General features: G+C 37.9%; 26 protein-coding genes. 4 read left to right on the forward strand and 22 right to left on the reverse strand.

All coding sequences use genetic code 11. The annotated features are described in order from the left end of the window. Window positions 1-18: 18 nt before the first annotated feature. The gene (serC, locus tag BTR42_RS09685; protein WP_003065993.1) at window positions 19-1110 is read right to left on the reverse strand and encodes a 3-phosphoserine/phosphohydroxythreonine transaminase; all 1092 of its coding nucleotides are present in this window, start codon (window positions 1108-1110) and stop codon (window positions 19-21) included. 135 nt (window positions 1111-1245) lie between these two features. Between serC and BTR42_RS09690 the strand changes: the two genes are divergently transcribed. Further along, window positions 1246-1884 (forward strand): copper homeostasis protein CutC, encoded by a 639-nt coding sequence (locus BTR42_RS09690; protein WP_013643328.1) that lies wholly within the window; start codon window positions 1246-1248, stop codon window positions 1882-1884. A 131-nt stretch (window positions 1885-2015) separates the two neighbouring features. Here BTR42_RS09690 and BTR42_RS09695 read toward each other — a convergent pair whose 3' ends face one another. From BTR42_RS09695 to BTR42_RS09775, 17 genes are all read right to left on the reverse strand, one after another. After that, window positions 2016-2357 (reverse strand): P-II family nitrogen regulator, encoded by a 342-nt coding sequence (locus tag BTR42_RS09695; RefSeq protein ID WP_003066000.1) that lies wholly within the window; start codon window positions 2355-2357, stop codon window positions 2016-2018. Between the two features lie 56 nt (window positions 2358-2413). Then, window positions 2414-3649 carry an ammonium transporter gene (locus BTR42_RS09700; protein ID WP_013643329.1) on the reverse strand — a complete coding sequence of 412 codons (1236 nt, stop codon included), beginning with the start codon at window positions 3647-3649 and terminating at the stop codon, window positions 2414-2416. A 399-nt stretch (window positions 3650-4048) separates the two neighbouring features. Next, window positions 4049-4915 carry a 16S rRNA (cytidine(1402)-2'-O)-methyltransferase gene (rsmI, locus tag BTR42_RS09705; protein WP_013643330.1) on the reverse strand — a complete coding sequence of 289 codons (867 nt, stop codon included), beginning with the start codon at window positions 4913-4915 and terminating at the stop codon, window positions 4049-4051. 6 nt (window positions 4916-4921) lie between these two features. Further along, window positions 4922-5242, reverse strand: a complete 321-nt coding sequence (yabA, locus tag BTR42_RS09710) for a DNA replication initiation control protein YabA (protein WP_003066006.1) — start codon at window positions 5240-5242, stop codon at window positions 4922-4924. Then, a complete protein-coding gene (locus tag BTR42_RS09715; RefSeq protein ID WP_009854753.1) occupies window positions 5235-6035 on the reverse strand; it encodes a PSP1 domain-containing protein in 801 nt (266 codons plus the stop codon). The genes yabA and BTR42_RS09715 overlap by 8 nt, the downstream gene beginning before the upstream one ends. Beyond that, complete coding sequence (locus BTR42_RS09720; RefSeq protein WP_077497511.1) at window positions 6032-6907, reverse strand: DNA polymerase III subunit delta'; 876 nt, start codon at window positions 6905-6907, stop codon at window positions 6032-6034. The genes BTR42_RS09715 and BTR42_RS09720 overlap by 4 nt, the downstream gene beginning before the upstream one ends. 10 nt (window positions 6908-6917) lie before the next feature. Further along, window positions 6918-7553, reverse strand: coding sequence for a dTMP kinase (tmk, locus tag BTR42_RS09725; protein ID WP_061458340.1), 636 nt, complete (start codon window positions 7551-7553; stop codon window positions 6918-6920). A gap of 186 nt (window positions 7554-7739) precedes the next feature. Beyond that, a complete protein-coding gene (locus BTR42_RS09730) occupies window positions 7740-8399 on the reverse strand; it encodes a CBS domain-containing protein (RefSeq protein WP_012962376.1) in 660 nt (219 codons plus the stop codon). A 173-nt stretch (window positions 8400-8572) separates the two neighbouring features. Continuing rightward, complete coding sequence (locus tag BTR42_RS09735) at window positions 8573-9283, reverse strand: ABC transporter ATP-binding protein (RefSeq protein ID WP_009854757.1); 711 nt, start codon at window positions 9281-9283, stop codon at window positions 8573-8575. Beyond that, on the reverse strand, window positions 9283-10047 hold the full coding sequence (locus BTR42_RS09740; protein WP_003066020.1) for an ABC transporter ATP-binding protein: 765 nt from the start codon (window positions 10045-10047) through the stop codon (window positions 9283-9285). The genes BTR42_RS09735 and BTR42_RS09740 overlap by 1 nt, the downstream gene beginning before the upstream one ends. Beyond that, a complete protein-coding gene (locus BTR42_RS09745; RefSeq protein ID WP_009854758.1) occupies window positions 10047-11000 on the reverse strand; it encodes a branched-chain amino acid ABC transporter permease in 954 nt (317 codons plus the stop codon). Before BTR42_RS09745 ends, BTR42_RS09740 begins: the two co-directional genes overlap by 1 nt. Window positions 11001-11003: 3 nt before the next feature. Beyond that, entirely contained in the window at window positions 11004-11888 is an 885-nt protein-coding gene (locus BTR42_RS09750; protein WP_009854759.1) for a branched-chain amino acid ABC transporter permease, read from the reverse strand. A 51-nt stretch (window positions 11889-11939) separates the two neighbouring features. After that, entirely contained in the window at window positions 11940-13121 is a 1182-nt protein-coding gene (locus tag BTR42_RS09755; protein WP_009854760.1) for an ABC transporter substrate-binding protein, read from the reverse strand. 112 nt (window positions 13122-13233) lie between these two features. Next, window positions 13234-13485 carry a YlbG family protein gene (locus BTR42_RS09760; RefSeq protein ID WP_009854761.1) on the reverse strand — a complete coding sequence of 84 codons (252 nt, stop codon included), beginning with the start codon at window positions 13483-13485 and terminating at the stop codon, window positions 13234-13236. After that, complete coding sequence (locus BTR42_RS09765; protein ID WP_009854762.1) at window positions 13478-13921, reverse strand: YlbF/YmcA family competence regulator; 444 nt, start codon at window positions 13919-13921, stop codon at window positions 13478-13480. Before BTR42_RS09765 ends, BTR42_RS09760 begins: the two co-directional genes overlap by 8 nt. Before the next feature lie 96 nt (window positions 13922-14017). Next, on the reverse strand, window positions 14018-14608 hold the full coding sequence (locus BTR42_RS09770; protein ID WP_077497513.1) for an ATP-dependent Clp protease proteolytic subunit: 591 nt from the start codon (window positions 14606-14608) through the stop codon (window positions 14018-14020). 131 nt (window positions 14609-14739) lie between these two features. Beyond that, complete coding sequence (locus BTR42_RS09775; RefSeq protein WP_077497515.1) at window positions 14740-15633, reverse strand: DMT family transporter; 894 nt, start codon at window positions 15631-15633, stop codon at window positions 14740-14742. Between the two features lie 112 nt (window positions 15634-15745). On the opposite strand from BTR42_RS09775, the gene BTR42_RS09780 reads away from it, so the two are divergent. Then, window positions 15746-16615 carry a LysR family transcriptional regulator gene (locus tag BTR42_RS09780; RefSeq protein ID WP_077497517.1) on the forward strand — a complete coding sequence of 290 codons (870 nt, stop codon included), beginning with the start codon at window positions 15746-15748 and terminating at the stop codon, window positions 16613-16615. A 65-nt stretch (window positions 16616-16680) separates the two neighbouring features. On the opposite strand, the gene upp is transcribed toward BTR42_RS09780, so the two are convergent. The 4 genes from upp to BTR42_RS09800 all read right to left on the reverse strand — a co-directional run bounded on the left by upp (window position 16681) and on the right by BTR42_RS09800 (window position 21823). After that, entirely contained in the window at window positions 16681-17310 is a 630-nt protein-coding gene (gene upp, locus BTR42_RS09785) for a uracil phosphoribosyltransferase (protein WP_003066034.1), read from the reverse strand. Between the two features lie 157 nt (window positions 17311-17467). Continuing rightward, window positions 17468-18631 carry a MalY/PatB family protein gene (locus BTR42_RS09790; protein WP_077497519.1) on the reverse strand — a complete coding sequence of 388 codons (1164 nt, stop codon included), beginning with the start codon at window positions 18629-18631 and terminating at the stop codon, window positions 17468-17470. 1 nt (window position 18632) lies between these two features. Then, window positions 18633-19727, reverse strand: coding sequence for a cystathionine gamma-synthase (locus BTR42_RS09795; protein WP_009854766.1), 1095 nt, complete (start codon window positions 19725-19727; stop codon window positions 18633-18635). Window positions 19728-20188: 461 nt separating this feature from the next. Beyond that, window positions 20189-21823, reverse strand: a complete 1635-nt coding sequence (locus BTR42_RS09800; protein ID WP_009854767.1) for a putative polysaccharide biosynthesis protein — start codon at window positions 21821-21823, stop codon at window positions 20189-20191. Window positions 21824-21919: 96 nt separating this feature from the next. Between BTR42_RS09800 and BTR42_RS09805 the strand changes: the two genes are divergently transcribed. Together BTR42_RS09805 and BTR42_RS09810 are read left to right on the forward strand one after the other, a co-directional pair. Next, window positions 21920-23371 (forward strand): UDP-N-acetylmuramoyl-L-alanyl-D-glutamate--L-lysine ligase, encoded by a 1452-nt coding sequence (locus tag BTR42_RS09805; RefSeq protein WP_077497521.1) that lies wholly within the window; start codon window positions 21920-21922, stop codon window positions 23369-23371. Between the two features lie 176 nt (window positions 23372-23547). Then, entirely contained in the window at window positions 23548-24330 is a 783-nt protein-coding gene (locus BTR42_RS09810; protein WP_077497523.1) for an ABC transporter ATP-binding protein, read from the forward strand. Window positions 24331-24342 lie beyond the last annotated feature (12 nt).

Here is a 24342-nt window from a genome sequence, read left to right on the forward strand (position 1 = left end):
AAAGTGGTAATAAAACAATTATTTATTTTCAGCTTCAAATTTTTTCATGAATTCAATCAAATCAAGTACCCCTTGACGTGGGAATGCATTGTAAAGACTAGCACGCATACCACCCACAGAGCGGTGACCTTTGATATTTTTAAATCCAAGCGGCGTTGCTTCAGCAACAAATTTAGCATCAAGTTCTTTACTTGGTGTTACAAATGGAATATTAGCTACTGAACGTTCTGCTGGATTTTTAACAGGGTTTGTATAGAAGTCAGATTGGTCAATGAAATCGTACAACAAACCTGATTTTTCGCGGTTAGCAGCTTCCATTTTATCAACACCACCGAAAGCTTTCACCCATTCAAAAACAAGTTTTGCAATATAGATGTTATATGCAGGCGGTGTATTGTAAAGTGAACCCGCTTCTGCTTGGATACGGTAATCAAGCATAGCAGAAAGCGTTGGTTCATCATTCAAGAAATCTTCACGGACGATTACAACTGTAACCCCTGCAGGACCAATGTTCTTTTGGGCACCTGCATAAATCAAAGCAAAATCTTCAACGTTGTAACGTACAGCCAGAATATTTGAAGACATATCCGCTACAATTGGCACACCATTTGTATCAGGAAGATCATAAATAGACGTTCCTTCAATTGTATTGTTTGTTGTGATGTGAACATAAGCAGCTTCTGGGTCAATATCTTTTGAATCAAAAGTAGGGATATGGTCATATACTGTATCTTCAGATGATGCTAGTAGCAATGGTTCAAAAGGAACAGTTTTGGACAATTTAACAGCTTCTGCATAAGCTTTTTTACCCCACGAACCACCAACTAGATAATATGCCTTACGTCCCTTAGCAAGGTTTAAAGGAAGCATTGTAAATTGCGTAGATGCACCACCTTGAAGGAACATCACTTTATAATTATCTGGAATAGCCATTAATTCACGCAATAATTGTTCTGCTTCTTTAATGATATTATCAAACTCTTTGGAACGGTGGGACATTTCTAAAACACTCATGCCGCTACCTTGGTAGTCAAGCATTTCACGCTGTGCTTGTTCAAGCACTGGTTTCGGTAACACTGCAGGACCTGCAGAGAAATTGTAAATTGTCATAAAAATACCTCCGTATAATGGTATAAATTATAACACAATTTTCTGAATTTTGTAAAGATTTTTGAGATTTTTTACTCAAAATATTTATAAATAATCATGATATAATGATAAGTAGTAAATAATTAAGGAGTCCAAATGATTATCAAAGAATTTTGTGCCGAAAATACAACACTTCTCAATCAACTCGATCAGTCTGTTAAACGTGTTGAACTTTGTGATAATTTAGCCGTTGGAGGTACAACGCCATCTTATGGTGTTATCAAAGAAGCGGCACGCTACCTGCATGAAAAAGACATCGCACTAGCAACAATGATTCGCCCTCGTGGTGGTAACTTTGTCTATAATGATAGCGAACTTCGCATCATGGAAGACGATATTCTTCATGCCGTTGAACTTGAAAGTGACAGTTTAGTTTTGGGATTATTAACAGAAGATAATCACATCGACCAAGATGGTATCGAACAACTTCTTCCTGCCACACAAGGATTGCCACTTGTTTTTCACATGGCTTTTGACCACATTCCGCTTGAAGAGCAAAAAGAAGCACTCGACCAATTGGTTGAATTAGGCTTTACACGTATTTTGACACACGGGTCTGCTCAAAATAATGACATTTTTGAAAACATTGCTCACCTTAAAGAGCTTGTTGATCACGCTGACGGTCGTATTGAAATCATGATTGGTGGCGGTGTCACAGCTGATAATTACCAAGAACTTATTGAAAAAACAGGTGCCCAAGCTGCGCACGGAACAAAAATTAATTGCGTCTTGTAAATAATAACTATATAAACAAAGAAGCTGGACAGTTTTGTCTCAGCTTTTTTATACCCAAAAACCCGAATCCTTTAAGAATTCAGGTTTTCTACCACTATTTTTGCTTGACTAAACTTCGGAGATTTTAAAACTTAAACGGCATCACCACCTCGTTCTCCTGTCCGAATACGAACAACTTCTTCAATCGGAAGAATAAAAATTTTACCATCTCCAACTTCACCTGTACGAACAGCTTTGCAGATGATATCCACAATTTCATCAACCGCCGCATCGTGTGTCACAATTTCAACTTTTACTTTCGCAAGCAAAGTTGGCACAATCTTTTGACCACGAACATATTCTGCAAAACCGCGTTGGTTTCCATAACCAAGCACTTGACTGACTGTCATTCCCTTGGTAAATCCTGCTTTAGATAAGGCATCTTTGAGATCTTCCAAACGGTCTGAACGGATAATCGCCTCTATTTTTTTCATAATACACTCTCTTTCTAAACGTTTCTATTTAGCTCAGATTTCTAACTATCCTTTAATTATGAATCAAGCCCCATAAATGTTGGGTAAGCTGTTTCTTCATGCTCACTATCATCAAGACCAATAGCTTCCGCACGATCCTCAACACGAATACTTGTGAAGATTGAAATCACTTTAATAATAACAAAAGTTGCTACCGCTGACCAAACAATTGTAAAAATGATAGCTGCTACTGTTACTAGGAATAAATGCGCATTACCATAGATTAAACCGATATTGTTTCCGTCAAGAGCGAGTTCTGGTGTAGTGAAAAGTCCTGTTACCAAACCACCAAAGATCCCTCCGATACCATGACAACCAAAGGCATCTAAAGCATCATCATAACCGAATTTACTCTTAAGAACTGAAATCGCAAAATAACAAACTGGGCTAACGCAAAGACCGATGAGAAGAGAGCTCCAAGTTGAAACAAAACCTGCTCCTGGCGTGATAGCGACGAGCCCTGCTACCAATCCTGTTGAAGCACCAACAAGTGAGAATTTTCCAGTTAACACTTTTTCAACAAGCAACCAAGACAACATTGCTGCCGCTGCTGAAATGTGTGTTGTGACAAAGGCATGGACTGCAAGCCCGTCTGCTGCAAGGGCAGAACCAGCATTGAATCCAAACCAACCAAACCAGAGAAGACCTGCACCAAGGAAAACAAATGGCACGTTATGCGGACGGTATTCTAAACGGTTATAATCTCGACGTTTTCCAAGTACCAATGCCAAAACTAAACCTGAAACCCCAGAGGTAATATGAACAACATCACCACCAGCAAAGTCAATTGTTCCCCATTGAGCCAAAAGCCCTTCATCCCAGACCATATGAGCAAATGGGAAATAAACCAAGAGAAGCCAGAAAATGATGAAAATAATCAAAGGTGTAAAACGCATACGTCCTGCTGCCGCTCCTGTTAAAATGGCAACCGTAATGATTGGAAACATCATTTGGAACGCTGCGAATAACGCATCAGGAATTTCTAAACCACGTGTGCTAGCCGTTTCGCTAACACCATTGAAAAAGAGATGCGAGAAATTACCAATTAGGCTTCCATCACCACCAAATGAAAGGGAATACCCACAAATCATCCACATTACTGAAGCAACAGCAATCGGAATCACACACATCATCATTGTATTAATGACATTTTTGCGTCTCCCTAAACCACCATAGAAGAATGCTAAACCTGGTGTCATCAAAAAGACTAGGCTAGCACAGATAATCATAAAAGCTATACTTCCTGCATCCATATCAAAAACTCCTTTTATATTTTAAGACTTTAAACCTTAAAGTCAATTTTCTAAAATACTACAACAAGCGTTGTGAGATTTTATGTTAGATAATATAACATTATTTTTTGGTGAAGTAAAGTGTTTTTTAGTAAATTTTCTAAATTTTCTGTATTTATTACATAAAATGTTAGCCATTTTCGGCATTTAAAAACTTTCTTCTTCCCTTGATAATACTGTTTTTATCAATTATATGACTTGACATAGAAATGTTAGTTAAGTCGCTATTTTCGATATAACTATTGATGTTATATTTTCTAACATAGAATTGTAAAATCTAAGTAAAAAAGCTTTGAAGACAAAAAAACACCGATGATAACTCCATAATCATCGGTGGTTGTCTCAACTGATTAATAATCTTTAAAGTTGATGATAAGCATTGTAAACTTCTTGGCGGTTTAAACCATAAGTTTTAGCTATTTTTTTAATGGCTTGATTTGGTTTGTCACCAGCTTCGACTAACTGAGCAACGAGTTCAGCAGGATTGACATCTTCTGGCATCTCTTCTGATGTCACTGTCTCGTCTTGACCAGATACAACGATTAAACACTCTCCTTTTAAAGGATTTTGGGCAATGTATTCCAAAATTTCTGAGATGTATCCGCGCTGATATTCTTCATAAAGTTTTGTTAACTCACGAACCAAAACAATTTTTCTGTCACCATATATTGCTAACATATTGTCCAATGTATCTGCGACACGGTAAGGTGATTCATAAAAAATTTGTGTTTCAGGATACTGTTTCTTAGCTTCAAAAAATTCCTTCTGCTGCTTAGCTTTTCTTGGCAAGAAACCGTAAAAAATATGCGGTTGCGGTGCTAAACCACTCGCAATAAGCGCCGTAATCCCAGCAGAAGCCCCTGGGATAGCAACGACAGGAATCTCTTCAGCGATAGCTGCTTTTACTAAATCATGACCTGGATCAGAAATAGAAGGCATCCCAGCATCAGACACTTGTGCCAAAATTTTTCCTTCTTTCATCAGAGCAATCAATTCAGGAATTTTTTCATAGGCATTGTGTTCATGAAAGCTAATTTGCTTGGCTGAAATGTCAAAATGTTTCAGCAAAAGTCCTGTATTGCGAGTATCTTCTGCACAGACAAAATCAGCATTTTTTAGCATTTCCACGGCACGATAAGTCATGTCTTGCATATTGCCAATTGGTGTTGGAACAAGATATAACTTGCCATAGGTTGTCTGATTTTTAAAACTTTTTTGTACTTTCATAGGCAGTTACTCCCTATCTAAAACTTCCATACAAAACATACATTCTTCATCGTTTTCACGACGTTGACCATAGTAGTCGTTGCAAATATGGAAACCATCATGGTAAATGCCTTCGATATATCGTTTTCCTTGCTTAGAAGATTTAGCTGGCGTATCTTGCTCAAGTTGAGCTAGGCGCGTGCGAATTTTATCATTTTCAAGACGCAAAGCTGTATTTTCCTCTAGGAGCGATTGCACTTGCTTTTTCATGGCTTCAATTTCAGCCAAGGTAATCATTAAATTTTGTGAAAAACCATCAAAGGCATCAAACAATTCTTTTTTATCCACGTACTTTGACCTCCTCTAAAGCATAGGTTAAAAGCGTGTGTTTTTCTGGTAAACGAACTTTGACGGTATCAGAAAACACATCAATCCCCGCAATAACTCCCAAGCCATCAGCTGTTTCAATCTCCGTTCCCACATCAGGGAATTTCTCCTTAGAGGTTTTATAAAAGTCATCTTCAAAACTCAAACAACACATCAAACGTCCACAGATGCCTGCTGTTTTTCCTGTGCTGAGTGACATTCCTTGATTTTTGACCATTTTAATAGATACAGGTGGAAATTCTCCCAAGAAGCTTGAACAGCAAAGGGCACGACCACACGGTCCAACACCACCATAAACCTTAGCTTCTTCGCGACTATTGATTTGGCGAAGTTCAATTCTTGTTTTGAAATGACCTGCTAAGTCACGTAGCAATTGACGAAAATCAACACGTTCTTCTGCTGAAAACGTGATAAGCACATAGCTTCTTTCCAACGGGAAAATAATATCAATCACTTTCATTTTTAGGTCATTGGCTAAAATCAGCTCATTAACCGTTGAAAACGAATGCTTCGCTAAGTCAATATTTTCTTGGAAGGCTTGTTTATCTTTTTCGTTGGCAAGACGCGTCACAGAATCCATCTCAGCAGGTAATTTGACCTCATCGATGACTTCGTTGCTAGTGACAACTTGCGCCAAACGACACCCTTTTTTATTTTTGACGACGACATAATCGCCGAGTTTATATTTTTTATTTGGTAAAACATAGACAATACTGCCTGTTTCTTCGTATTTTACGCTCAATACTTCTGTCATGAAATCACCATATATTCTAGCGCATTTTGGAAGCTTACATTGCTTTTCCACATTTGTTGCGCCTTATAACTTTTTTCTAAATAAACCAAACTTTCTTTTTGATTAAATTGCTTTGCTAAAAATAGCGGCAAGAGTTGAAAAACAAGTTCTTGGTCAGATTTTTCTAAAGCAACTTGAACCAAACGCCCTGTTTCTAAATAAGCTAGCATTTTTTCCTTAAACAGAACCGTGACAAAACGCTCACAAGTTTGAATGACATCCAATATTTTTTTATCTTGCATCAATTCATCAAGGTGCTTCGGTGTTTTTGCCAATTCTGCTAATATTTCTGCTTGTGTTTTCAAAACTCCAGCTTTTTCAGCTTGCTCAATCAACAGCGGCTTATTTTTCGGAAAACGGAAAATCTGTGTTCGACTTTTAATCGTCGGCAAAACCTTATTTTCATCACTAGTCAACAAAATCATGTAGGAAGAACTTTGCGGTTCTTCAATGAATTTCAAAAGGCTATTTGCAGCATTAACATGCACTTTTTCACAATCTTGAATGATGAAAACTTGTGATTTACCTTCAAAACCTGAACGTGAGAAATCGCGCATCAATTCACGAATCGTATCAGTTTTGATAACTTGCCCGCTTGGTTTGACAATCTTAACATCCGAAAATTCATTTTCAGCAATTAACTGACACTCACGGCATTCCCCACATGGCAAACCATCTTGGAGATTTTCGCAAAAACGACTTTTAGCAAGGTAAAGAGCAAAATCAAAGCTCGCAAAATCCCCTGAAAAAAGATAGGCGTGGTTCATCCTATCTGATTTCAAAATTTGATTAAACTCTTTAAAAAGTTGGGGTTGCAAGTGCTCTAATTCCATCTAAATCCCTCTACTCATTTTTTGCTAACTGTTCAAAAATGGTATGAAGTGTCTCTGACACGACATCTGCCAATTCACGTGACGCATCAATAGTCACAATACGTTTTTCTTGTTCAGCCAAGGCTAAATAACCTTTTCGAACACGCTTGTGCATGTCTATTTTTTCCAAATCAAGTCGATTAACTTCACGCTCAGCATTTTTAGCAATTCTGGCTAAACCAATTTCTGATTCAACATCAAAATAAAGCGTCAAGTCTGGTTTTCTACCGTCTGTTGCAAAGTCATTTAATCTCGTAATGATATCTTTATCCAAGCCACGTCCAGCGCCTTGGTAAGCGATTGAACTATCAATAAAACGGTCAATCAAGACCACTTTACCAGCCTCTAAAGCTGGCAGAACCTTCTCAACATAATGTTGACGTCTTGCTGCCATATACAAGAGCAACTCTGTCTTACTATCCATAGCAACGTGATTGACATCTAAGATGACATCACGAATACGCTCTGCAATTTCAACACCACCAGGTTCACGTGTGGTTACAATATCATAGCCCTTTTCTTGCAAAACTGGAAGAACTTGTTCTAAAACTGTGGTTTTTCCAGCCCCATCTGGACCTTCAAATGAAATAATTATACCGTTTTTCATGAAAATTCCTTAAAATTCTTTCTATGCTTCTATTTTAACAAAAAACAGGCAAAAATAACACTAGCAAATTCGCTAACTTATTGGATTCAAGCATAAAAAGTTAATAAACATGACTTTACATCTCGTCCCTCAAAAAAACAGAACCTAGTTTGAAACTAAATTCTGCTCTCTCAGTTAGATTACCAATCAATCCAATGATTTTGCTTCTGTTAATTCAATCGCATCAACTTGAATGCCTTGGTTAAGCAATTTTTCACGCAAATCTGCAACGTCAGCTTTACCGTCGATTTGAATTTCAATAGCAACTTTTCCAGATTTACGAGTGGCAACAACGGTACGTTTGATATTGAGATTGTCGTTTGAAATCGTATCTACAATTTTTGCCAAAGTTCCAACCGTATCATCAGCCGAAATAGCCACGCGAATACCTTCTTCGCCATAACCAGAAATTTCAAGAAAAGCTTTGAAAACATCTTTATCTGTGATGACACCATAGACTTGGCCGCTTTCGACAACAGGAACAATTCCAACACGATTTTTCATCATGGTATAAATCGCATCTTCTAGACTTGCGTACGGTGAAACCGTCACAACATCGCGAATCATCACGTCACGAATTTTAGTTTTATTAAGCAAATAATTCATCTCATAAATTGACAAAGTCGTTGCTTTTGAAGGACTAGCTTCTGCCATTGTTCTTTCGGTAACAATCCCGACAAGCTTATCATTTTCGATAACAGGCAAGCGACGCAAGCCTTGTTCTCTCATCATATCAGCCGCATGTGCTACTGTTGTATCAGGAGACACATAAACAACTTTTTTAGTCATAAAATCTTTTACTGCCATAACAATTCTCCGCATTATTTTCTTGTTATTATTATACCACAAACCGCAAACGGTTTCACCAAAGATTGAAAAAATAATGAAAATAAAGCAGACGAGAATGTTGTTAATGATAAAAAGCCTAGGATAACAACTATCCTAGACTTGGTTAAATACTAAATTCAGTTAACGGTTTGTTAGCCACCGAGGTAAGCCTTGCGAACTTCTTCTGATTCTAACAATTCTTTACCTGTTCCTGAAAGAACAATTTTTCCTGTTTCTAAAACATAACCGCGGTCAGCAATCGCTAACGCTTTATTGGCATTTTGTTCAATCAACAAGACAGTTGTTCCTTGTTTTTGAATATCTTGAATGATGTCAAAGATTTCTTGGATAAAAATTGGCGCAAGCCCCATTGACGGTTCATCAAGAAGAAGTAATTTGGGCTGACTCATCAAAGCACGTCCCATAGCAAGCATTTGTTGCTCACCACCTGAAAGTGTGGCTGCATCCTGCGATTTACGCTCTTCAAGTCGTGGAAAACGGTCAAAAACTTTCTTCAAATTCTTTTGATTTTCTTCACGATCATTACGCAAGAAAGCTCCCAGTTCAAGGTTTTCAAGCACAGTTAAGCCTGGGAAAACATGGCGCCCTTCAGGAACTTGTGACAAACCACTAGCAACGATTTTTCGAGCGGGTTCTTTTTGAATCTCTTGTCCTAAAAATTCGATTTTACCAGCACTTGGACGAACTAAACCAGAAATCGTACGAAGAATAGAAGTTTTACCAGCACCATTGGCACCGATAAGTGTGACAACTTCTCCTTCATTGACTTCAAAAGAAACATCTTTTACAGCTTGGATAACGCCGTAATGGACTGATAAATTATCAACTTTTAACATTGTCATTATCCTTCACCTCCAAGATAAGCTTCAATAACACGTTGATTATTTTTGATTTCATCAGGTGTACCGTGAGCAATTAAACGTCCATATTCAAGAACGTAAATACGTTCTGTCACTTCCATTACAAGGCTCATATCGTGTTCGATAAGCATAATGGTAATGTCAAATTCTTCTTTGATTTGACGAATTAACTGTGTCAATTCTGCTGTTTCTTGTGGGTTCATCCCAGCAGCAGGTTCATCTAAAAAGAGAATTTTGGGTTCAGTTGCAAGGGCACGCACAATTTCCAAACGACGTTGCTGACCGTAAGGAAGATTTTTAGCTAGGGTATCTGCATCCCCATCCAAATTAAAGATAGCTAACAAATCCATAGCTTTTTGGCGCAACTCTTCCTCGCTTTGATAGAATTTTGGCAAACGAAGAAAGCTTGCAAAGACATGTGATTTATTTTGATTAGCCATGCCAACAAGTACATTTTCCAAAACGGTCATATCTTTAAAGAGACGGATGTTCTGGAAAGTACGTGAAAGACCAAGTGATGCGATTTTATAAGGTTTCTTGCTATTTAACAATGTGCCATCCAAAGAAACTGAACCTTCGCTTGGTTCATAGACACCTGTTAAAAGGTTGAAAAGCGTTGTTTTACCAGCACCGTTTGGACCAATAAGACCAACTAATTCTCCCTCATTTAAATGCATTGTGACATCACCAACGGCTGTCAAACCACCGAAATTTTTGGTTAAATTTTTAACATCAAGAAGTGCCATTAATGATTGCCCCCCTTAGTTTTATTAAAGAAACGTGATAATGTGAATTCTTTTGTTCCTAAAAGTCCTCCTGGACGGAAAATCATTACCAAGATTAATGCCAATGAATAGATAATCATACGGAGGTTTGAAACGTTTTGCAAGAACATGTTAAGAATTCCTAAAACAATGGCTGCTAGAATAGTTCCTGTGATAGAACCAAGCCCACCAAGAACGGCAATAATCAAGTAATCAATTGATTTCATGATAGTAAAGTCTTTTGGTACAACTGTTCCGATGTAACCAACGTAAAGTGAGCCAGCAATAGCTGAAATGATAGCTCCCATTACAAAAATCAAGACTTTCATTCTTGTGACGTTGACACCCATTGCTTCTGCTGCAATCTCATCTTCACGAACAGAAATAACTTGACGTCCAATAGATGAACGTAGGAAATTTAAAATCAAAATCGTAATTGCAACGACAAAGATAAAGATAACTGGCCATGTTGTGTATGGCAAAATTCCTGTCAAACCAGCCGCACCGTTGGTTAAATCGCCACCATTGACAATAACAATACGGATAATTTCAGCCATACCAAGCGTTGCAATCGCAAGGTAGTCACCTTTCAAACGAAGTGTTGGAATACCAAAGACAAGCGCCACAAGAACAGCAATCACAATCCCAACAAGCATTGAGAAATAGAAACCACCGTAAGTTGGATTTTGTTGTGTGATAATCGCTGTTGCATAAGCACCGATTGCCATAAACCCAGCTTGTCCAAGTGTGAATTGTCCTGAGAAACCGAGCACAAGGTTAGTACCAAGTCCCATTAAAATACTAATCCCAATCCCCATGAGAATTTGAATGTAGTAAAGGTTCAAAATATTAGTTGTTGCTAGAAATTCTAAGATCCCAAAAAGAACAACAATCAAAGCAAGCCAAGAAAGATTGATTTTTAGATTCTTTTTCATTTTCTACACCTTCTCTTTCACGTTTTTGCCAAGAATACCAGCAGGTCTTACCAAAAGAATGATAATTAAAACACCGTAAACAATGGCATCACGATAACTTGAAAGGTTGAGCGAAATTGATAAAGTTTCCAAAATACCAATAACAAATCCACCTAAAGCTGCCCCTGGAATAATGCCGATACCACCAAGAACAGCGGCAACGAAGGCTTTAATACCAGGTGTCATCCCCATTAATGGTTCAATTGAGTTATAGTAAAGACCGATTAACACACCTGCGGCACCTGCAAGTGCTGAACCAAGCGCAAATGTGAAACTAATTGTTGAATTGACGTTAATTCCCATTAATTCAGCTGCATCGCTATCAACAGATACAGCACGCATTGCTTTCCCCATTTTTGTTTTCTTAACGATTAATTGCAACGCAACCATCAAAACAAGGGAAACAATCAAAATCAACAATTGAATGTTTGTCACCGTTACAGAGCCAATCTTATAGCTGACAATGTCGATAGCTTGCGGGAATGAACGTGTATTTGCGCCGACCAAGAAAACCATGCCATATTCAAGGAAGAATGACACACCAATCGCCGTAATCAAAGCTGCAATACGCGTCGAATGACGTAATGGACGATAAGCCAAAAACTCAATAATCATTCCCAGACAAGCTGTTGCAATCATTGTAAAAATGAGTGCAATCCAGAAATTCATGTGAAGGCTACTAATAGCATAGTAACCGATAAATGCACCTAGCATATAGATATCGCCATGAGCAAAATTAATTAATTTAATAATCCCATAAACCATGGTATAACCGAGAGCAAGTAACGCATAGATACTTCCTAGAATAATACCATTAACCAGTTGTTGGGGGAGCTGTTCTAAAAACATATAATACCAAACTTTCTAGTTATGTGATATAAAGCTAAAGGAAAATGACCTCTAGTTATCTCCTGTAATTTCAACGGCTTCAGCCGAATCTTCAACACCATCTTTCATCTTAACCATCAAGGCTGTCTTGATTGGGTTATGATCTTCATCGATAGTCATTGTACCAGTAACACCTTCAAAATCTGTCAGATTTGCTAAGTTATTAGCAATATCAATAGAAGTCTCTGCGCCTTCTGCTGCTTTTGCAATCATATAAACAGAGTCATAAGCAAGCGCTGCAAACATATTTGGTTCTGAACCGTATTTTTCTTTATATGCTGCAATAAATTCTGTTGCTTTATCTGAAAGTGCTGTTTTCGTTGAATAACCTGATACGTAATAAACATCATGCGTATTTGCTGTACCAGCCAAGTCAGCAAAGCTATCATCATTGAATCCATCAGGTCCCAAAATTGGAACTTCGATACCCATATCACGCGCTTGTTTTGTAATGATACCAGTTTCTGTATAATAACCTGGCATTACAATCGCATCATAATCCAAGTTTTTGAATTTTGTCAAGGCTGATTGGAAATCTTTATCCCCTGAAGCAAATGTCGCTGTTGCAACAATCTCTCCTTGATATTTTTCTTGGAATTCCTCAGCAATCCCTTTAGCATAGTCACTTGAGTTATCATAATAAAGAACAACCTTTTTAGCATTCAAATTGCTATAAGCGTACTGTGCTAAAACTTGACCTTGGAAGCTGTCTTGGAAAGTCGTACGGAAAACGTACTTTTTAACGCCATCACTATCCACTGTCAAATCATCCTGTGTGCCACTTGGAGTCAACAACGGAACACCTGTTTTCTGGGCATTCAAACTAGCGGCAGAAACCGCACCAGAAGTGGCTGGACCAATCATGGCATTAACTTGACTTTGAATAGCCAAGTTAGTCGCTGCGGTAGAAGCTTCCGCGTTTTCAGATTTATTATCTTTCGTAACGAGTTCGATTTTTTTACCATCAACACCGCCAGCTTTATTAATCTCTTCAACGGCAAGTTTAATACCGTCATTTTCTGCATTACCATAAGCAGCTACTGCACCAGTCAATTCAAGGTTAACACCAATTTTCAAGGTGTCACCAATCGTTGTTCCTGTGGCATTTGCAGTGACATCTGGCGACTTACTACAAGCTGCTAAAGCAATTGAGGCTAAAAAAGTTAGCGCTGTAAGCGCAATCTTTTTATGCATAAGAATTTCTCTCCTTAAATTTCTAATAAAAAGTTACTTCAGAGAATACTGAATTATCAGAAAATTGTCAATATTCTTTGCGTACTTCTTAGTCATACAAGATTATATTATATCAAAAACGAGCTAAATTGCCTACAAAATTTTTATCGATATTATCAAACTGTGATAATGATACTTCTTTAACAAATTTCAATTCTGAAATTTCTTTTGCGATATCTTCTGCTTCTTCTTTATTCACATACAAGACCTGATATCGCATTTTACGCGAATGGTATAAAACATCACCATATTTATTTAATTTTCGAGCATCACGATTATAGTATAAATAAACGATAATCCCCTGACGTTCCTGCTTTTTAAACATGCTTTTTCCGTCCTCCTTTACTACAATTCCCATGGTGTGATTTATGTGGTGCCAAAGGCAAACCTGTATCTACAAAAATATCAGATGAAATAGCTGATGAGATTTTTTGTGATAGTTCTGCTAAAATTTTTTGAACAGCAACTTCACTTTGTCGCAATTGACTCACTTTTTCGTTGATGTCAATGGCTCTTTTTTCCTTAAAAAGTTGATGACGCATTTCAGCAACTTCTGGTCGAAAAGCTGCATACGGCTTAGCATCTTCATAGCTTTGTTTCAAGGCTTGAAAATGCATAATTTTTTCCTGAAGCATAGTATCTGCCAAGAAAACCTCACGTGCTTTCCGATAGTCTTTGACACTTTCCAACTCAAGAAAGGATGCGACAACCTCATCAATAGCCTCATCAATATCAAATAATTGTTCATCAATTGTCAACATAAAACGATTATACCACAATTAACGTTAAATGTATCCTCGGTCAGCTCAGAACAAAAAAACCCACCAAAGGTGGGCTTAATATAGTATTATCTTCAATTAGTTTAATTCGTTGTTTACCATGATTTCGTCGATGAAGCCGTATTCGAGGGTTTCTTGTGCGCTCATCCAGTTATCACGTTCGGCGTCAGCGTGAACTTTTTCCAATGTTTGACCAGAGTTGTCAGCCAAAATTTGTTCCAAGTTTTGACGTATTTTCAAAAGGTGTTCGGCAGCAATTGCCATATCTGTTTGTTGTGTACCGCCACCAGTACCACCCATTGGTTGGTGAATCATGTATTCAGCATTTGGCAACATGAAACGTTTACCTTTTGCACCTGATGACGCAATAACAGTTCCCATTGAAGCTGCCATCCCCATAACAATTGTTTGAACATCTGATTTAATGAAATTCATTGTATCAACAATGGCAAGTCCTGCTGATACTGAACCACCAGGAGTATTAACATAAAGGTAAATATCTTTAGTGTTATCTTGTGCATCAAGGAACAACAATTGGGCAATGATAGAGTTAGCCATATTATCTTCAACTGGTCCAGTCAACATGATAATACGGTCTTTCAAAAGGCGTGAATAAATATCGTATGAGCGTTCGCCACGGCTCGTTTGTTCAATAACTACAGGAATCATATATTTTCTCCTTTATTAAGATACACGGACAAATTGAAATGGTGACTATCACCTTTTAGTCCATGTCTGGTTTTAATAATCAATCTGAAACTATTATAGTCAATTGGTCAAAAAAGGTCAAATAAAAAACGTTAATAATTGATTTTTTCCTGAAGTAAAATGGATTGCTTGTCTTTTTTAGGCTGATAAGTCACTAAAACCACACCGATAAAAATCAAAACAGTTCCCAAATAAGCTAAACCGCTCAGCCATTCTCCAAAAAATAAAAGGGCAAAAAAGGCTGTAAAAATAGGTTCTAGCGAAAACATAAAACTAGTAAATTCTGCGCTGACATAAGCTTGAACAATAGTTTGCATCACCCAACCATAAGCTGAACAAATCAATGCTAAACCAAGGACAGCTGCCCAAACCGTCCCACTATGAGGCAAAACAGGTCTTTCAAGCACAAACGTCCCCATTAAAGCATAGAGACTAGCAAAGCCCAACTGCCAAATGCCCAAACTCATCGCATCTACTCGCTCAACAAAATATTTAGAGAGAATGATATAGATAGCATATAAAGCTGCAGCCATTAGACACATAATCGCGCCGAAATTAAATTGCGATAAATCGGCACCAGTCAATAAAAAAAGCCCTGATAAAACAATCAGAATTGCTACTATTGTCTTTAAATCTGGTATTTTTCGTGTCATCATAGCCTGAATGATAGGAACAATAACTACCGTAGTAGAAGCCAGAAATCCTGCTGTTGAAGCTGATGTGTCAACGACACCAACGACTAAGCCATAAAAGACAGCAAATAGTAATAATCCTGCAAATGCACTGTAAATCATCATTTTCCACGAGAACGTCTTTTGCAAATGGCGGAAAAAAAGCAAAACGAGTGCCACAAAAGCTAGACCACAGCGTAAAGAGACTAACTCTATGGCTGGAATTTCAGAAGCTCCAAGTGCCACAAAAAGATAAGACATTCCCCACGCAAGAGGAACAGTTGCTGAAAACAATTTAGCGTGTTTCTGAATCATAACGTCACCTCTCGATTTTTCATTTCTTGTTTTATTATAAGTTGACATTAGTCATAAGTAAAATTAAAGTTTATAATATAACTATAAGTTTTACTTATTAGGAGATACAGTTATGGTTTCAAAATATGCTATTTTTTGCTCAGTTATTGAATTGGGCTCATTTACCAAAACAGCAAAGCAACTAAATTATTCACAGAGTGCTGTCAGCCAGACGATTAAAAATCTCGAAGAAGAGATTGGAACACGTTTACTAACGCGTGGCAATGAGGGAATAAAGCTCACAAAAGACGGACAAACACTTTATCCTTATTTCCAACAAATCGTCCAAGGTGAAAAACAGCCAACCAAAAAAATCAAGGAATTGCAAGGGTTGGATAAAGCCGAGATACGTATTGGTATCTTTACGTCGGCTAGTCGGAATTTCATTTTACCTTTTATCAAAGCATTCAAGGCGAATTATCCAAGTGTCAATTTTGTGCTCAAACAGGGAGAATATACTAGTATTTACCAATGGCTAGAAACTGGGCAAGTTGATTTAGGATTTACCCATATGGACTACGTTGGGCAACTGCAATCGCAAATTCTCTATCAAGATTCTCTTTACGCCGTCTTGCCTAGCAAACACCCCTTAGCTCAGCAATCCGAAATCTCACTGGCTGATTTAGCTCAGACAGAGTTAATTCTACTCGATGAAGGTGACCACAGTTTGACACGTACCGCCTTTGCCAAGGAAAATATCGTGCCGACCTTTACCTATGAAATTTATGACGACTATACGATCTTGGAGATGATTCGACAAGGATTGGGAGTCAGTTTGCTTTATGAAAATTTCCTTGATGGCTTATCTCTTGAGGATTTAGCTGTTCGTCAGATTAGCGAAAATCCATTTAGAACCGTTGTTCTTGCATGGAAAAATTGGCAGACACTTCCCTTAGCAGCGCAACAATTTGCCAAAAATATTTCTAGCGCTATCCACGACTAACAAAAAGTTTGCGTTCATTATAGAACACAAACTTTTTTATTATTAGTTAAGCAATCAACTTAATCTTATTTTGTACCGAATAGGCGGTCACCAGCGTCACCAAGACCTGGAACGATGTAACCATGTTCGTTAAGTTTTTCGTCAAGAGTGGCTGTGTAAATGTCGATATCTGGGTGTGCCTCTTGGAGAGCTTTAACACCTTCTGGTGCAGATACGAGACAAACAAATTTAATGTTAGCTGCGCCACGTTTTTTAAGAGAATCAACGGCTAAAATAGCTGAACCACCTGTTGCAAGCATTGGGTCAACCACAAAAATTTGACGTTGGTCAATATCTTCTGGTAATTTCACAAGGTATTCAACAGGTTGCAATGTTTCTTCATCACGATACATTCCAATATGACCAACTTTAGCAGCTGGAACTAAGCTAAGGAAACCGTCAACCATACCGATACCAGCACGTAAAATAGGAACAATTGCTAATTTTTTACCAGCTAATTGTTTTTGAGTTGTTTTTGTAATCGGTGTCTCGATTTCAACATCTTCAAGTGGAAGGTCGCGCAATACTTCATAACCCATAAGCATTGCAATTTCGTTAACTAATTCACGAAAATCTTTAGTTGAAGTTGTTGTGCGACGCAAGATTGATAATTTGTGTTGGATAAGCGGGTGTGAGATAACTTGGAATTTTCCCATGATGTACTCCTTTTATACTGAATTTAGTTTAACCTTATCAATTATAGCAGAAAATGGCAAAATATGCTCACTAATTATGACGAATGTCATACTTTTTTAAAATTAGTCATTATTCTCAGTTTTATGAAAAAAACATCAGCCAATTGGACTGATGTCTTTACTTTCCAAAGACGCTAGCGATGCGTTTGCTGGCTTCTTTTACAGTTTCTAGTGGTGCAGCAACGTTTAGACGAGCAAAACTTTTGCCTTCTTTTCCGAAATGTGCGCCGTCATTTAACACCACTTTTGCTTCTTTTTGAAGTTTTTCATCTAATTGTGGTTGTTCAATGCCATAGGCTGAAAAGTCAAGCCACACAAGGTAAGTTCCCTCAGGCTTCATGACCTTAATCTTGGTATTTTCTTCAAAATAATCCACAACGTAATTAATATTTTCTTCGATAACTTTTTTTAATTCTTCCAACCATGGCTTGCCATAAGTAAAGGCAGTTTCTGTCGTAATCATTCCCAGAGTCGGAACTTCGTGTTGATTATTAGCCAATTGGACACGTTTAAATTGCTTACGAAGTTTCGGATTTTGAATAATCGCAAAGCTGTTTTTCGTACCAGCAATGTTAAATGTTTTCGTAGCTGATGACAGGATAAGCGTAAATTCTTTAAAACGGTCATCAATAGTATTGAAAGAATGGTGTTTATTGCCAAAAAGCGCTAAGTCTTGATGAATTTCATCTGAAACCAAGATAACGCCATGTTTTTCACAAAGCTCACCGATTTTTTGCAATTCTTGTGCTGACCAGATACGTCCACCAGGGTTGTGTGGGCTACAAAAAACATAAAGTTTTACCTGATTATCAACGATATCTTTCTCAAGTTGGTCAAAGTCAATTTCAAAATGCCCATTCTTAATAACCAAAGAATTTTCCACTAATTTACGGTCATTTAGACGAATTGTCCGTGCAAAAGGATAATAAACTGGCGAATTAATCAGCACCGCATCGCCTTTTTCAGTAAAGGCCTGAATGGCAACCGAAATGGCAGGAACAACACCGTCAATGAAAGAAATGTCATCTTTAGTGATGTTGTAGCCGTGTTCATTTCTTTCCCAATCAATCACTGATTGATAAAGAGAATCCTTAAAATAATTATAGCCAAAGATGTGTTCTTGTCCATAATCGATAATCGCTTCTTTAATTTCTGGAACAGGCAAAAAATCCATATCAGCAACCCAAAGTTGAAGCAAGTCAGGGTCATTTTCAGACGTCTGCCATTTATATGTGAAATGTGTTAGGCGATTTGGTCTCGTTGTAAAATCATATGTTCCCATACTAAGCCTCCAATGCGTGTTTTAGGTCATCAATTAAATCTTCAACATCTTCGATTCCAATAGATAAGCGCAATAAATCATTGGTTAATCCGTAAGACAAACGAACCTCTTCAGGAATGTCTGCGTGTGTTTGGGTTCTTGGGTAAGTGATTAAACTTTCCACACCACCAAGACTTTCTGCAAATGTAATGATGTCAAGGCTATTGATAATATCTGGAATTTTACTTTCATCAACCACTCTGAAAGAAATCATGCCACCTTTACCCGTATAAAGCACTTCTTTAACAGCAGGTAATTTTTCCAAAAATGCAACAATATCACGCGCATTTTCAGTTGATTTTTCCATGCGAAGTTTAAGGGTTTTTAGCCCACGCATCAACATATAAGAATCAAATGGTGATAAAGTTGGACCAGTCGTATTGAGATTGTAGAAAAGTTTGTCATATGTCTCTTTGTCGTTTGTAATCACAACGCCTGCTAAGACATCATTATGTCCTGCCAAATATTTTGTGGCTGAATGCACAACAATATCAGCTCCAAGTGGAATTGGATTTTGATAAATTGGGCTGTAAAAAGTATTGTCCACAATAAGCTTAGCGCCCTTGGCATGAGCCGCATTCGCCACTTTTTCAATGTCAAATTCAACCATTAGTGGGTTCGTTGGGGTCTCAATGTAAACAATATCCGTGTCATCAGAAATCGCTGCTAAAAGCTCTGCTTCTGTATTGGTGTATTCAAACGAAAAACGCCCTTCTTTTTCTTTATCATTGAACCAACGGAAAGAGCCACCATATAAGTCACGTGCGGCAACTACTTTGGCTCCAACAGGAAAAATTTCAAAGGCTAAAACAATAGCACTCATACCAGATGACGTTGCAAGTGCATAATCTGCTTTTTCAATCGCTGCAAGTGTCTTTTCAAGTGTTGCGCGTGTTGGATTTTTCGTTCTTGTGTAATCAAAACCTGTTGATTTTCCAAACTCTGGGTGTTGATAAGTTGTGGAAAAATGAATAGGTGCTGCTAACGCTCCTGTCGCTTCATCTGATTTTATTCCTGCATGTGCTAAAATAGTTGCCAATCTACAATCACTTTTCATGGTGTCTCCCCCTCAAAACATATCACTACCAGCTATACTGGTCTATTAAAATTTATAAACTATTCTATCATTTATTCGTTGAAATGCATGACTTTTTCGTTATTCTATTTCTTGATAATCAGCTATAAGTAAAAACTATAACTAAAAAAACAGTCCAGTGGACTGTTTTTTCACGAGCCTTGAAATAAAGAAGCGAGTCAGTCCTGTGGACGTTTTTTTCACGAGCCTTGAAATAAAGAAGCGAGTCAGTCCTGTGGACGTTTTTTTCACAAGCCTTGAAATAAAGAAGCGAGTCAGTCCTGTGGACGTTTTTTTCACGAGCCTTGAAATAAAGAAGCGAGTCAGTCCTGTGGACTGTTTTTTCACGAGCCTAGAAAAAAGAAAGCGAGTTAACCCCAGTGGACGTTTTTTTTCACGAGCCTTGAAATAAAGAAGCGAGTCAGTCCTGTGGACTGTTTTCATCATTCTAAATGTAGTTTTTGGCGGAGTGCTTTTGCTCTGCCACCAATTAATTTATCAAGCAGACGAGTTACCAAAGCAAGGAAGCCGTAAACAAGCACACCTAAGGCACCTACAAGCACAATATAAACAACACTACCGACACGTGTCGTTGGGCTAACAATAAAATGAAGTCCAACGGTTGCTATGGCAACAATAACACCCATAATAACTGTTAAAATACTAACGAGAAGAATTCCTCGCCACAAAGCTTTACGGTTAAAGCGTGTCACTTCATGAATGCGCTTATACATCAGAATAATTGGTATTGTTAAACCAATGGCTGTGGATAAAAGTGGGCCATAAGCGTGGAAGAAATAGATAAACGGAATTTGCAAAACAATCTTAATAATTAAACCGTAACCAAAATATCGAATAGCTTTGCGATTTTCAAATAAGGCTTGAAGCATAGGCGCTAAAAGGCTATAAAGTGCTAAGAAAATTACTTGCACCAAGGCACCTACAAATAGCCAAAGGGCTGTGCTATTTGGCGCACCGTAGAAAAGCGTATAGACTGGTTGTGCTAAAATAATCGCCCCAAGCATTGCTGGGAAAAGCACCATACACAGCATTTGCAAACTATTAATAACCAAATGCGCTGCTGCTTTTTTGTCTTTATTAACAAAGTTTTCTGTCAAAAGGGGAATCCCAGCTCCACCGATGGCAGTAGCCAAAGAAATCAAAATCATCGTTACTTTATTTGGATTACTTGACAAATAAGCATATAAAATTTGCAATTCTTTGGTCGTATGCGACGTAAACAACTTCATTGTGTTGATAAATGACAACTGGTCAACAATCTGGAAGAGTTGAATCGCTGCTCCTGTAATGATAAACGGAATAGCTTCTTTTATCGTTTCAATGATAATCGCATTGGCATCAATATCAACATCATTATTTCCTGCAGAGAAAATAGCTTGCAATTTACCCTCGCGCCAAAGGAAGAAAAGGAGGACGAGGACACTAGCAATCATTCCGATAAAAGCAGCAAACGTTGATTGAACAACGGCTGAAACATAATCACCAGAGCCAATTTTCATAATCATGAAAGCTGTTAAAAGCATCCAGATAACACGGATAATTTGCTCTGCAATTTGGCTCATGGCATAAGGTTTTAAATTATTAAATCCTTGGAAAAAGCCACGTAGAACACTCATTGACGGGAAAAGCAAGAGTGCCCAAGATAGACTTTTCATAACACGAACCAAATCAGCTCCGCCACCACTCCAAGCAGCTAGAATTGGTGAGCCAATGTACATAATCGCCGCAAAAATAAGCCCCAATACCAAGGTCAATCTTAAAATTTTACGTAATAAATAATAACTAGTATCTTCTTGACCTAACGTATTATACTTCGAAACCTGTTTAGCAATGGCAACAGGAATTCCCGCGGTTGAGATGAGTAGGAAAACGGCGTAAATATTATAGCCCATTCCAAAAAGTGCATTGGCTTGCTCACCGTGAGTCCCCATCCAAGCATACCAAGGGATAATGTAGAAAGCACCCAAAAGGCGACTAATAAAGTTTGACGCTGTCAACCATGCCGCCCCGCGCACCATCTGTTGCTGCTGTGTCATATTTGTTTTGTTTTCAGACATAGTATTCTTCCTAATTTTTAAAATAAGCGTTACTTTTTATTATAAACTTTTGATTGTGACTTGTAAAACAAAGACATTAAGTCTAAAATAGAGAGTATGATTACACTTGAAAAAACCCTCGACATTCTGAAAAATGACCATAATTTTCGCGAAATTATTTTCCATAATCACTATTCTTTAGATTGGAAAGAAAATCCAAGTTTTTCTAAGATTAGTTTTGATAGTCGCGAAGCAGACAAATCCACACTTTTCTTTGCCAAAGGTGCGACCTTTAAAAAAGAGTATCTTGAGCAAGCAATTAAAAATGGCTTGACTTTCTATGTTAGCCAAGTTGATTATGAGCTTGATATTCCAGCGATTATCGTTACTGATATCAAAAAAGCCATGAGCTTAATCGCCATGGAATTTTATGGTCATCCAGAAAATGATTTGAAAATCATTGCTTTTACGGGAACAAAAGGGAAAACAACCGCTGCTTATTTTGCCTACAATATCTTGAAACAAAGCCACAGACCTGCGATGTTTTCTACCATGAACACAACTTTGGACGGCAAAACTTTCTTTAAATCAAAATTAACAACGCCTGAAAGTCTTGACCTTTTCAAAATGATGGCAACGGCTGTCCAAAATGGTATGACACACCTTATCATGGAGGTTTCTAGTCAAGCTTATCTGGTTGAACGTGTTTATGGATTGACTTTTGACGTCGGAGCATTTCTCAATATCAGTCCAGACCATATTGGACCGATTGAACACCCAACATTTGAAGATTATTTCTACCACAAACGTCTTTTAATGGCAAATAGCAAAGCTGTGGTTGTCAATGCAGGAATGGATTACTTTGATGTTATCGCACAACAAGTTGCCAATACTCCTCATGATTTTTACGGCAAGGATTCTGATAATACGATTGAAAATGGCAGAGCTTTTGACTTTGATGTGACTGGCAAACTAGCAGGACATTATGATATTCAGCTCATTGGCTCATTTAACCAAGAAAATGCGGTTGCTGCTGGTCTTGCTTGTCTGCGTTTGGGAACAAGTCTAGCTGACATTCAAAAAGGAATTGCCCAAACAAGTGTCCCTGGTCGCATGGAAGTCATTACGCAAACTAATGGTGCTAAAGTCTTTGTCGATTATGCACACAATGGTGACAGTCTTGAAAAACTGTTATCTGTCGTTGAGGAACACCAAAAAGGCGATCTTCACCTGATTCTTGGTGCAACTGGTAATAAGGGAGAAAGCCGTCGTGCTGACTTTGCTCGTGTCATCAATGCTCACCCAAATCTTCACGTTATCTTAACAGCTGATGACCCTAATTACGAAGACCCACAAGCTATTGCCGAAGAAATTGCTAGTCAAGTGACACGTCCACTTGACATTCAAGTTGACCGTGAAAAGGCTATTTCACAAGCTATGGCACGAACTAATAATGAGACAGATGCCGTTATTATCGCTGGTAAAGGAGCTGACGCTTATCAAATCGTAAACGGTGAACGCACAGCTTATGCTGGTGATTTGAACATCGCCAAAAATTACCTTAATTAGAACAATTTTAAGTATTATTTTGAATGATTCTAATCACTAAAATGTAATAAAAATATTTAAACAAAAGGCTTTTCAGAGGCCTTTTTTCTTGTTACAATAAGAAAACAATTCTCGATTTAGGGACTTGTTTTTGGGAAGATAAATTCCCCTAAAATCATTTTGAAAGGAGGTCGATTATGTCAGATATTTACGCTGAAAACATCTCAGTAGCTTACGATGATAAAGTGATTATCAATGACTTATCTGCCACCATAGCAAAACAAAAAATCACGACAATTATCGGTGCCAATGGTTGTGGTAAATCAACTTTATTAAAAGCTTTAACACGCATTCATGCCCTTAAAGCTGGTCAAGTATTTATTGACGGAGAGGCAATTGCTCATTTACCAACTAAAGAAATTGCCAAAAAGTTAGCACTACTCCCCCAAATGCTTGAGGCGACTGAAGGGATTTCAGTTTATGAGCTTGTCTCATACGGTCGCTTTCCACATCAAAACTATTTGGGAAGTTTGAGCGACACAGACAAGGAAAAAATCAACTGGGCAATGGAAATAACCAAAGTTGTTGAATTTGCCAATGAAAAAGTTGATTCGCTTTCAGGTGGTCAACGTCAACGTGTTTGGATTGCTATGGCTTTAGCGCAAGACACAGATACTATTTTTTTAGACGAGCCAACAACTTATCTAGATATGAACCACCAGCTGGAAATCTTGGAATTACTCCAAGAACTTAACCAAGATACCCAGAAAACTATTATTATGGTTTTGCACGATTTGAACTTATCAGCACGTTTTTCTGACGAATTGATTGCCATGAAAGCTGGCGCGATTAAATATCACGGTAAGGTTCAAGACATCATGACAGCAGACATTTTACGTGATATTTTTAATATCGAAGCCCATATCGTTCAAGACCCTATCCACAATCATCCTATTTTGCTGACTTATCAGCTAACATAGATTTTTATTAGG

The sequence above is a fragment of the Streptococcus gallolyticus subsp. gallolyticus DSM 16831 genome, assembly GCF_002000985.1.
In the GTDB taxonomy this organism is placed as follows: Bacteria; Bacillota; Bacilli; order Lactobacillales; family Streptococcaceae; genus Streptococcus; species Streptococcus gallolyticus.

Coding starts and splice junctions, on each gene's coding strand:
- BTR42_RS09745 (WP_009854758.1), bottom strand. CDS start 11,000: ATGAAAAAGAATCTAAAAATCAATCTTTCTTGGCTTGCTTTGATTGTT.
- BTR42_RS09690 (WP_013643328.1), top strand. CDS start 1,246: ATGATTATCAAAGAATTTTGTGCCGAAAATACAACACTTCTCAATCAA.
- BTR42_RS09755 (WP_009854760.1), bottom strand. CDS start 13,121: ATGCATAAAAAGATTGCGCTTACAGCGCTAACTTTTTTAGCCTCAATT.
- BTR42_RS09700 (WP_013643329.1), bottom strand. CDS start 3,649: ATGGATGCAGGAAGTATAGCTTTTATGATTATCTGTGCTAGCCTAGTC.
- upp (WP_003066034.1), bottom strand. CDS start 17,310: ATGGGAAAATTCCAAGTTATCTCACACCCGCTTATCCAACACAAATTA.
- BTR42_RS09800 (WP_009854767.1), bottom strand. CDS start 21,823: ATGTCTGAAAACAAAACAAATATGACACAGCAGCAACAGATGGTGCGC.
- BTR42_RS09760 (WP_009854761.1), bottom strand. CDS start 13,485: ATGTTTAAAAAGCAGGAACGTCAGGGGATTATCGTTTATTTATACTAT.
- BTR42_RS09740 (WP_003066020.1), bottom strand. CDS start 10,047: ATGGCACTTCTTGATGTTAAAAATTTAACCAAAAATTTCGGTGGTTTG.
- BTR42_RS09805 (WP_077497521.1), top strand. CDS start 21,920: ATGATTACACTTGAAAAAACCCTCGACATTCTGAAAAATGACCATAAT.
- BTR42_RS09790 (WP_077497519.1), bottom strand. CDS start 18,631: ATGGGAACATATGATTTTACAACGAGACCAAATCGCCTAACACATTTC.
- tmk (WP_061458340.1), bottom strand. CDS start 7,553: ATGAAAAACGGTATAATTATTTCATTTGAAGGTCCAGATGGGGCTGGA.
- BTR42_RS09810 (WP_077497523.1), top strand. CDS start 23,548: ATGTCAGATATTTACGCTGAAAACATCTCAGTAGCTTACGATGATAAA.
- BTR42_RS09735 (WP_009854757.1), bottom strand. CDS start 9,283: ATGACAATGTTAAAAGTTGATAATTTATCAGTCCATTACGGCGTTATC.
- BTR42_RS09715 (WP_009854753.1), bottom strand. CDS start 6,035: ATGACAGAAGTATTGAGCGTAAAATACGAAGAAACAGGCAGTATTGTC.
- BTR42_RS09775 (WP_077497515.1), bottom strand. CDS start 15,633: ATGATTCAGAAACACGCTAAATTGTTTTCAGCAACTGTTCCTCTTGCG.
- BTR42_RS09750 (WP_009854759.1), bottom strand. CDS start 11,888: ATGTTTTTAGAACAGCTCCCCCAACAACTGGTTAATGGTATTATTCTA.
- BTR42_RS09765 (WP_009854762.1), bottom strand. CDS start 13,921: ATGTTGACAATTGATGAACAATTATTTGATATTGATGAGGCTATTGAT.
- serC (WP_003065993.1), bottom strand. CDS start 1,110: ATGACAATTTACAATTTCTCTGCAGGTCCTGCAGTGTTACCGAAACCA.
- BTR42_RS09720 (WP_077497511.1), bottom strand. CDS start 6,907: ATGGAATTAGAGCACTTGCAACCCCAACTTTTTAAAGAGTTTAATCAA.
- BTR42_RS09695 (WP_003066000.1), bottom strand. CDS start 2,357: ATGAAAAAAATAGAGGCGATTATCCGTTCAGACCGTTTGGAAGATCTC.
- BTR42_RS09730 (WP_012962376.1), bottom strand. CDS start 8,399: ATGGCAGTAAAAGATTTTATGACTAAAAAAGTTGTTTATGTGTCTCCT.
- BTR42_RS09780 (WP_077497517.1), top strand. CDS start 15,746: ATGGTTTCAAAATATGCTATTTTTTGCTCAGTTATTGAATTGGGCTCA.
- BTR42_RS09770 (WP_077497513.1), bottom strand. CDS start 14,608: ATGATTCCTGTAGTTATTGAACAAACGAGCCGTGGCGAACGCTCATAC.
- rsmI (WP_013643330.1), bottom strand. CDS start 4,915: ATGAAAGTACAAAAAAGTTTTAAAAATCAGACAACCTATGGCAAGTTA.
- BTR42_RS09795 (WP_009854766.1), bottom strand. CDS start 19,727: ATGAAAAGTGATTGTAGATTGGCAACTATTTTAGCACATGCAGGAATA.